Origin of the sequence: Avibacterium endocarditidis, from assembly GCF_002921145.1 — a bacterium.
GTDB classification, from domain to species: Bacteria; Pseudomonadota; Gammaproteobacteria; order Enterobacterales; family Pasteurellaceae; genus Avibacterium; species Avibacterium endocarditidis.
The window spans coordinates 1-8,688 of sequence record NZ_PQVI01000154.1; the positions used below are offsets into that span (position 1 = coordinate 1).

Genomic DNA, 8,688 nt, shown 5'->3' on the forward strand with positions numbered 1-8,688 from the left:
TGTATCCATTTGGGGGGGGGATACTTTCAAGCCCGTTATTTTACTAGGAGAGATTAATGGTTCGATACATTCGATACTTTATGAAATTAGAAGCTGCCAGCGGAATGTTACTACTATTTTTCGCTGCGTTTGCAATTTTATTGGCAAATACACCGTTAAGCCGTTTTTATTTTAGTTTTCTTGATGCACCAGTGGTGATCCAATTTGGTTCGATTGTGCAAATTAACAAGCCACTCTTAATGTGGGTGAATGATGGCTTTATGGCCGTGTTTTTTGTACTGGTGGGATTGGAAGTAAAACGCGAATTGCTCACAGGGGCAATTTCAAGTTATCAAAAAGCCATTTTCCCTGCCGTTGCTGCCTTGGGGGGAATGGTTGTGCCAGCGGCGATTTATTGGTTTGTTACTAAGGATACTCCGCAATATCAAGACGGCTGGGCAATTCCAATGGCAACAGACATCGCCTTTGCACTGGGGGTGTTAGGTTTGCTTGGTAGCCGTGTTCCTTTCGCATTAAAAGTGTTTTTGCTTGCATTGGCGATTATTGATGATTTAGGCGCGATTATTGTGATTGCCTTGTTCTTTTCACAGGATTTAAGTACCCGCGCCTTAATTCTTGCCAGTATTGCCATTGTGGGCTTGATTTTGCTTAACCGTTTTAAAATATCCAATTTAGGGCCTTATGTGATTGTCGGCTTAGTGTTATGGGTATCCGTGCTGAAATCAGGCGTACACGCCACGCTTGCAGGCGTTATCATCGGTTTCAGTATTCCGCTCAAAGGCAAAAACGGCAGAAAAGTGTTGCACGATATGGAACATATTTTAGCCCCTTGGTGTTCTTTCTTTATTTTACCGTTATTCGCCTTTTCCAACGCAGGCGTATCCTTATCCGGAATGGGGTTAGACACCTTAAGTTCACCACTCACCTTAGGCGTAATCTTAGGGCTATTACTGGGAAAACCACTGGGTGTCTTTTTGTTTAGTTATCTCTCAGTATTATTCCGTATTGCAAAATTGCCTGAAGGAATTAATTTTAAACAGATTTTCGCCATTGCCTTGCTCTGCGGTATTGGTTTTACCATGTCAATGTTCTTAGCAGGTCTTGCCTTTGGTGGCGATGGGGCAAGTGAAATGGCAAGCTTTGCTCGAGTCGGTATTTTACTTGGCTCTGCCATTTCAGCAGTCGGTGGTTATTTCTTACTAAAAGTTTGTACGAAATCTAAGGGATAATATGAGATAAAAAAATCGGGCTATTCAACGTAGCCCGATTTTTCATTAATGTTATTTTTTCAATGTTGGAATATATTCCGCTAATCCTTTCATTTCTTCTTCACTTAAACGAGATTTCGCCGCATTTCCTGCACCGACAATCTCCCCCGCCTTACGTTTTTCAAGTGCGGTGAGAATTTCTTCAGTTTTTAAGCTATTGATAATTGCGGATTGATTTAATGCTGATTTTTCCCCTTGTTTGCCATGGCACATTGCACAAGAGCGATTAAAAATTTTTTGTGTATGCTCAAGGCTTTCATTAGCGTGGCTGTTGAGTGCCAATAACGAGCCTGCAATAAAAAATAGAGTAGAAGCGTAACCTTTCATTATTTTTCCTCAAATAGTTTTCGTAATTCATCTTCAGGGATTAAGCCCTCGAATTTATAAAGGATTTTTCCTTTAGGATCAAGCACGAATGAGGTCGGTGTGCCAACCAACTGATAACGTTCAGCCGTGATATTAAGCTGATCTTTGGCAATCGGCAGTGTGAGTTGATTTTTTTCTGCGACAGCTTGCGTGTTACCGCGTTCACCATCAATATTAATGGCTAAAAGTTGTAAGCTCTCGGGATAGCTTTGGGAAAATTGCTGTAATAATTTCATTTCAACAATGCAGATGCCACAGGTTTCTGACCAAAAATTGATGAGCAATTTTTTCCCCGCAAATTGGCTCAATTCCACCTCGTTGCCTTGCAAATCAAAAGCCGCAATATCAGGGGCTTGGCTGCCGATGTTGGCAGTTTGGTCTTTACAAGAAATAAGCAAAAAAGCACCGCACTTAATAAACCGAGTTTTAGACTATTTTTTAATTGCATTCTATTATCCATAAAAAATTGATGTGCTATGTTACCACAGAATGTCGCATTCAATATTTTTTGATTTGTAAATTAACAATAACGCTATCCAGTACAACACTGTATAGCGTTTTTCTGTTAGAATAACCGCTAATTTTATTTACCTTAACCCCGAATTGAACAAATGGATAGCCAAAATGTGATTAACGCCTTTGCGGAAACGGGCGTGCTGAGTCAGCATATTAAAGGATTTCGCCCCCGAGCCGAGCAGTTAGAAATGGCGCAAGCCGTGGCGCAGGCGATTTCACATAAGCAAGCCCTTGTGGTGGAAGCAGGAACAGGCACGGGGAAAACCTTTGCGTATTTAGTGCCTGCGTTGCTTGCAGGCAAGAAAACCATTATTTCTACGGGTTCAAAAAATCTGCAAGATCAATTATTTAATCGTGATCTTCCTGCTATTAAAAAAGCGTTGGGTTATACGGGCAAAATCGCGCTTTTAAAAGGGCGAGCTAATTATCTTTGCCTTGAACGTTTGGATCAGCTGATTGCACAAGGGGTATTGGGCGATCGCACGGTGTTAGCAGATCTGGCTAAAGTGCGAAAATGGAACAATGCCACTAAGACAGGGGATTTAAGCGAATGTGTGGAAATTGCGGAAGACAGCCCGATTTTGCCACAGCTTACCAGCACCACAGAAAGTTGCTTAGGCTCCGAGTGCCCGAATTATGGCGATTGCTATGTGGCGGCGGCGCGTAAAAAAGCCTTAAATGCCGATTTGGTGGTGGTGAATCATCATTTATTTTTTGCCGATATGGCGGTAAAAGAAAGCGGCTTTGGCGAGCTGATCCCCAATGCACAGGCGATTATTTTTGATGAAGCCCATCAAATTGCTGATGTGGCGAGCCAATATTTCGGCATTTCCCTGACTTCACGTCAATTATTTGATTTATGCAAAGATGCCAATATTGTTTATCGTACAGAATTAAAAGATATGAAACAGCTTGGCGTGGCGGCGGATACCTTGCTCAAGGTGGTGCAAGATTTTCGTTTATTATTGGGTGAGGGCAATCGCCGTGGCAACTGGCGCGAGCTCTATCAGCCTGTAAATTCTCAGCCTGCAATGGCACATTCCACAGATAAAAGTGCGGTGCAAAAATGCGTAGAATTATTGCAAGAAAAATTGGCATTTTTAGCTGATGTGGTGAAACTTGCGCTAGGTCGCTCGCAAACCCTAGACAGCATTTTTGAACGCATTGCCAGTATTCAGGTGATTTTAAAACGTCTGCAAGAAACCCATTTGGTCGGATATTGTTATTGGTATGAAACTATGGGGCGTGGCTTTGGCTTGCATATCACCCCGCTCACCGTGGCAGATAAATTTGGTGAACAGCTCAGCCAAAAAGAAGCCGCGTGGATTTTTACTTCTGCTACCTTAGAAGTGGGGGGCAATTTTCAGCATTTTTGCCAACGTTTAGGCATTCAAAATGCCGAGCAGAAAATTTTGCCGAGTCCGTTTAATTATCCTGAACAAGCCCTATTATGCGTGCCACGTTTCCTGCCAGCCTTGAACCAATCGCACACGCAAACGCAGCTCGGGCAAATGTTATTGCCGATCATCGAAAAAAATCAGGGGCGCTGTTTTGTACTTTGTACCTCTTATTCAATGATGCGTGGGCTGGCGGATTTTTTCCGTGAACACAGTGATTTAACCGTGTTACTGCAAGGGGAAACGGCAAAAAGCAAATTATTAGAACAATTTACCACCCAATCTCACGCCGTGTTGGTCGCCACTTCCAGTTTCTGGGAGGGGGTAGATGTGCGCGGCGATGCCCTTTCCTTAGTGATTATTGATAAATTACCCTTTACCGCGCCTGATGAGCCTTTGCTGAAAGCTCGAATGGAAGATTGTCGCTTGCAGGGCAAAGATCCGTTTAATGAGATCCAAATTCCCGAAGCGGTGATCACCTTAAAACAAGGGGTGGGGCGTTTGATCCGTGATGTTACCGATCGCGGAGCGGTGATTATTTGTGATAGCCGTTTGGTGATGCGATCCTACGGTGAAACTTTCTTGAAAAGTTTGCCTAATGCTAAACGAACCCGAGATTTAAACAACGTAATCCAATTTTTAACAGAGAAAAAATAATGACAACTTTACTTGCTTTAGATACTTCAACGGAAGCTTGTTCCGTTGCCTTATTGCATAAAGGGGAAATTACCCATTTAGACGAATTGGCGCAACGCACGCACACAAAGCGCATTTTGCCAATGGTGGATGAAATTTTAAGCCAGTCTGGTGTTACACTCAATCAAGTTGATGCCTTGGTTTTTGGACGTGGCCCGGGTAGTTTTACTGGTGTGCGCGTGGGCGCAGGCATTGCGCAAGGCTTAGCATTAGGCGCAGATTTGCCAGTGATTCCTATTTCTAATCTCACCACAATGGCACAGCAAGCCTATGAGCAATATGGCACAACACAGGTGCTATGCGCTATTGATGCCAGAATGAATGAAGTCTATTTTAGCCAGCTTCAGGCGCAAAAAGTGCGGTCAGATTTCGGCGAGTTTTTTGATTGGCAAGCATTAGTGAGCGAGCGAGTTTGCACCCCAGAAGCCGTGCTTCAGCAGGCTCAACAAATGGAAGATTGCGTTAAAGTGGGAACTGGCTGGCAGGCTTATCCGCAACTTGCCGCATTAGATTGGGCGAAAGATTCCGACATCACCTTGCCTTCTGCCAAAGCAATGTTGCCTTTAGCCTTGCCTTATTACTGGCAGAAACAATGGATAAGTGCGGTGGAAATTGAGCCAGTTTATTTGCGCAATGAAGTCACTTGGAAAAAGTTACCTGGGCGTGAATAACGCATCAGCATTTGGCACATTCGTGAGCTAGTGATAAAATCCGTAAGATTTAATAAAAATAATAAGGATAACAAATGGAAAAGCCTTGGTTTATCAATTATCCAGAAGGTGCAGAAAGGGAACTGGATACTTCCGCCTATGAAAATATTTTAGATATGTTTGATAAGGCGGTGCGCAAACACCCTGATCGCTCTGCTTATATTAATATGGGGCAAGTCCTGACCTTTCGTAAATTAGAAGAGCGTAGCCGCGCCTTTGCTGCTTATTTGCAAAATGAATTGAAGTTACAACAAGGCGATCCTGTGGCATTGATGATGCCAAATTTATTGCAATATCCTATTGCGCTATTTGGTATTTTACGCGCTGGAATGGTGGTGGTGAATGTTAATCCCCTTTACACGCCAAGAGAGCTAGAACATCAGCTACAAGACAGCGGCGCAAAAGCCATTGTGGTGGTGTCAAATTTCGCTTCAACCCTTGAAAAAGTGGTGTTCAATACAGAAGTGAAACACGTTATTTTAACCCGAATGGGCGATCAGCTTTCTTTTGGTAAGCGCACGCTGGTGAATTTCGTGGTGAAATACATTAAAAAGCTCGTGCCAAAATATAAATTACCGCACGCCGTAACGTTCCGTGAAGTGCTGGCTGTGGGCAAATATCGTCAATATGTGCGTCCGCATTTAACAGGTAATGATCTTGCTTTCTTACAATATACGGGTGGCACAACAGGCGTTGCCAAAGGCGCAATGCTTTCTCATCACAATATTATTACCAATGTATTTCAGGCAAAATGGATTGCCTATCCTTTCGTGGGTGATCACACTCGAGAGCGTAAAGCCATTCTCGCGTTACCCCTTTATCACGTGTTTGCTTTAACGGTAAATTGCCTATTATTTATTGAGTTAGGGGTTACTGCCGTTCTGATTACTAATCCGCGTGATATTGATGGTTTTGTCAAAGAGATGAAAAAATATCGCTTTGTTGCCATTACTGGGGTAAACACCTTATTTAACGCTTTGTTGAATAATGAAAATTTCAAAGAAATCGATTTTTCACAATTAAAACTTTCCGTTGGTGGGGGAATGGCCATTCAGCAATCTGTGGCAACTCGTTGGCACGAAACCACCGGTTGTAACATTATTGAAGGCTATGGAATGACAGAATGTTCGCCATTGATTGCCGCTTGTCCAATCAATGTGGTGAAACACAACGGCACTATTGGTGTTCCCGTGCCGAATACGGATATTAAAATCATCAAAGACAATGGCGAAGAAGCTCAACTTGGTGAACCAGGGGAGCTTTGGGTGAAAGGTGATCAGGTGATGCAAGGTTATTGGAAGCGCCCTGAAGCCACAGCAGAAGTACTGAAAGACGGCTGGCTTGCCACTGGCGATATTGTGGTGATGGACGAATCTTACAGCTTACGCATTGTAGATCGCAAAAAAGATATGATCTTGGTTTCAGGCTTTAATGTGTATCCAAATGAAATTGAAGATGTGATTATGCTCAATTACAAAGTGGCAGAAGTGGTGGCCATTGGCGTACCAAATGAAGTGTCAGGCGAAACCATTAAAGTGTTTGTGGTGAAAAAAGATGAAAGTTTGACGCGTGATGAGCTACGCCAACATTGCCGCCAGCATCTCACCGGCTATAAAGTACCGAAAGACATTGAATTTAGAGATGAATTACCAAAATCCAATGTAGGTAAAATTCTGCGCCGCGTACTGCGCGATGAAGAATTAGCCAAACGACCAGCAAATTAAATTTGCTTAATTTACTTGAATAGCAATAAAAGCGGACGATTGTCCGCTTTTGTATTGTAAAAGTGATGGAATAAAATTATGCCAGCAATAAAAAGAAATAAAATCCACCGCACTTTCAAATAGTTACTTCGGATATTGTGCTAGCAGAAGTATGCCAGCGAGCAAGAGAGAAATCTTGTGTGGCGTTGGATACGGAGTTTATTCGTACCCGAACCTTTTACCCTAAACTGGGGCTAATTCAGCTTTATGATGGTGAGCAAGTTAGTTTGATTGATCCGTTGGCGATTGATGATTTTTCTCCTTTTATTAACTTACTATCCGATCAAAATGTGGTGAAAGTGTTGCACGCGTGCAAGGAAGATTTGGAGATTTTTCACCATTATTTCAAACAATTACCTACGCCGTTAATTGACACACAAGTGATGAGCCATTTTTTAGGCTTTGGTCGTTCAATGGGATTTGCCAGTTTGATTTATCATTATTTTGAGCTGGAATTAGACAAAGGCGCTTCACGTACTGATTGGCTAGCTCGTCCGTTGTCGGAAGTGCAGTTACGTTACGCTGCGGCAGATGTATGGTATTTAATTCCTTTATATGAGGAAATGCAGCAACACTTGGCACAAACACCGTGGCAAAGTGCGGTGCAAAATGAGTGCGAATTTTTATTGGAAAAATGCCAGAAAACTAAATCATCCGATACAGCCTATTTAGATATTCCAAATAGCTGGAAACTGAATGAAAGGGAGTTGATGGCGTTAAAATTATTAGCCAAATGGCGTGTGGAACAAGGAATAAAACGCGATATTGCCCTGAATTTTATTGTAAAAAGTGAGCATTTATGGCTTGTGGCAAAACATTTTCCTAAGCATACTTCGGAGCTGCTTGATTTAGGCTTGCTACCAATGGAAGTGCGGGTGAATGGTAAAAAAATGTTGCAGCTTGTTGAAAAAGCAAAACGCACAGCAAAAGAAGAATATCCGTCACGAATTGTTCGTTTGGTTGATGATCCACGTTATCGTTCTGGGCTAAAAATTTTGCAGCAGAAATTAAAAGAAATTACCCCAGCAGAACTGCCGATAGAAGTCATTTCGAGTAAACGAGGCTTAGAAAGTTTGATGAAATGGTGCTGGATAAAACAGCAAGATCCGAATGATTTACCTGATTTGTTACAGGGTTGGCGAAAAGAGTTTGGTGAAGTTTTGCTCAAATCTTTACAAAGCTTTTAACTATATTGCTTGGCAATTTCTCAGTAGACAGATTAAAATATCCCGTTCTCTATGAGAATGAGTATATAACTAAGATATTATTTTGTTTATTATTTAAAGGAAAATACAATGAATAAAATCATCAAATTAGGTACGGCTGTTATTTTTGCTCTTTTTGTTGTAGCGTGTAATAAAGCGGATCCAGAACTAGATTATCAAAAATTAGTTGAGTGGAGCGTGGCAAATCAGCAAAGCCAAGTTGCTTTTCATCAAGAATATATGCAAAAACTATCATCTGGAGATGAGAAACAAATTGCGGATGCAATGAACGCATTAAGTGCAAGAAACGCAGAAGTGCAAAAAAGTTTGAATGCTTTAGATATTAAAAGCCCTGAAATCAAACAGTTAAAAGATAAAATGCAATCGGTATTAACCTTAACTTCAGAGCTTGCAAAAGACGGTTTAGCATTAATGAATAATGCAACGCCTGAAGCCACTAAAGCGGTACAAGAGAAAACAGAAAACCACTGCTGCAACTGCGGAGTTACAAAACTTCAAGCTGAATTAGCAGAAAATATGGTAAAAGCAGAGTAAATCGCTTCTTTATTTGTAAATACCGCCGTTAAGGCGATTTTTATGCTTGAATTTATTGCAGCGAAGAGATTTGGCGTTAAAGAAGATAAATTTTAAAAGCAATGAGAAAAGGGATTTCCGCATCATTAGGTGTAGCAGAAATATTTTCATGAAGCAAAAAAGTGGGCTGTAGTAGATTAGCAACAATGCTATACTACAAAAATGAAGATAAC

8 protein-coding genes are annotated in these 8,688 nt (G+C 41.6%); 6 read left to right on the forward strand and 2 right to left on the reverse strand.

Going from position 1 to position 8,688, the window contains the following annotated elements:
• Nucleotides 1-56 precede the first annotated feature (56 nt).
• Nucleotides 57-1,229, forward strand: a complete 1,173-nt coding sequence (gene nhaA, locus C3Z13_RS11190) for a Na+/H+ antiporter NhaA (protein ID WP_103855960.1) — start codon at nucleotides 57-59, stop codon at nucleotides 1,227-1,229.
• Nucleotides 1,230-1,280: 51 nt separating this feature from the next.
• On the opposite strand, the gene C3Z13_RS11195 is transcribed toward nhaA, so the two are convergent.
• Nucleotides 1,281-1,595, reverse strand: coding sequence for a c-type cytochrome (locus tag C3Z13_RS11195; RefSeq protein ID WP_017806140.1), 315 nt, complete (start codon nucleotides 1,593-1,595; stop codon nucleotides 1,281-1,283).
• Nucleotides 1,595-2,032, reverse strand: coding sequence for a TlpA family protein disulfide reductase (locus tag C3Z13_RS11200; RefSeq protein ID WP_245872660.1), 438 nt, complete (start codon nucleotides 2,030-2,032; stop codon nucleotides 1,595-1,597). Before C3Z13_RS11200 ends, C3Z13_RS11195 begins: the two co-directional genes overlap by 1 nt.
• 213 nt (nucleotides 2,033-2,245) lie before the next feature.
• On the opposite strand from C3Z13_RS11200, the gene yoaA reads away from it, so the two are divergent.
• From yoaA to C3Z13_RS11225, 5 genes are all read left to right on the forward strand, one after another.
• Nucleotides 2,246-4,204, forward strand: a complete 1,959-nt coding sequence (yoaA, locus tag C3Z13_RS11205; protein WP_103855962.1) for a DNA repair helicase YoaA — start codon at nucleotides 2,246-2,248, stop codon at nucleotides 4,202-4,204.
• On the forward strand, nucleotides 4,204-4,914 hold the full coding sequence (gene tsaB / locus C3Z13_RS11210; RefSeq protein ID WP_103855963.1) for a tRNA (adenosine(37)-N6)-threonylcarbamoyltransferase complex dimerization subunit type 1 TsaB: 711 nt from the start codon (nucleotides 4,204-4,206) through the stop codon (nucleotides 4,912-4,914). The genes yoaA and tsaB overlap by 1 nt, the downstream gene beginning before the upstream one ends.
• 74 nt (nucleotides 4,915-4,988) lie before the next feature.
• Nucleotides 4,989-6,677 (forward strand): long-chain-fatty-acid--CoA ligase FadD, encoded by a 1,689-nt coding sequence (gene fadD / locus C3Z13_RS11215; RefSeq protein ID WP_103855964.1) that lies wholly within the window; start codon nucleotides 4,989-4,991, stop codon nucleotides 6,675-6,677.
• 119 nt (nucleotides 6,678-6,796) lie between these two features.
• Nucleotides 6,797-7,903, forward strand: a complete 1,107-nt coding sequence (rnd, locus tag C3Z13_RS11220; protein ID WP_103855965.1) for a ribonuclease D — start codon at nucleotides 6,797-6,799, stop codon at nucleotides 7,901-7,903.
• Between the two features lie 108 nt (nucleotides 7,904-8,011).
• A complete protein-coding gene (locus C3Z13_RS11225; protein ID WP_103855966.1) occupies nucleotides 8,012-8,476 on the forward strand; it encodes a hypothetical protein in 465 nt (154 codons plus the stop codon).
• Nucleotides 8,477-8,688: the final 212 nt, after the last annotated feature.